The organism is Neobacillus paridis, from assembly GCF_016765675.1.
Classification (GTDB): Bacteria; Bacillota; Bacilli; order Bacillales; family Cytobacillaceae; genus Neobacillus; species Neobacillus paridis.
Map to the genome: position 1 here is coordinate 1 of NZ_JAESWB010000242.1, position 446 is coordinate 446.

1 protein-coding gene is annotated in these 446 nt (G+C 61.0%); it reads left to right on the plus strand.

Features of this window, described 5'->3' with window-relative positions; all coding sequences use genetic code 11:
* Nucleotides 1-77: 77 nt before the first annotated feature.
* A partial coding sequence (locus JK635_RS28660) for a hypothetical protein (RefSeq protein WP_202655048.1) occupies nucleotides 78-446 on the plus strand: 369 nt, incomplete at its 3' end.

The window sequence follows — 446 nt, forward strand, 5'->3', positions numbered from 1 at the left end:
CCAGACAATCACAGCATGCACGGCCTCTTTCGCCAGCCTCGGGCAGGCTGCCTCTGCCACCCCGGCACACCAAGGCCATGATCGAGACGACAAAACGTCAGGTGAATCTGGAAGAAGCAGTACACATGGCGCCAACGCCAGGGGCGATGGAAAACATAACCACGAGCGAGCCTTCTGATCGGCCGAAAGATGTACGCTCGGGCCGGCAGCCGTCAGACTGGAAGTCGAATGCTGGCGCGCTGGACCAGCGCTGGCTGCCGCGACATGCAGACGCCGTGCAAGCCCGCCCGGCCAAACCAGGCCTTGGCGAGCCGAGAGACGAGAACAAGCTTGAACAAGCCGTGTCCCGTTCTTCTCGTGCAGATTGCCGTAACAGGTATGCCCACATGGGTTTGCTAGCCATCCCGTTTCTGCTCAACGACACCGCAAGCGACAAGGGCTGCAAG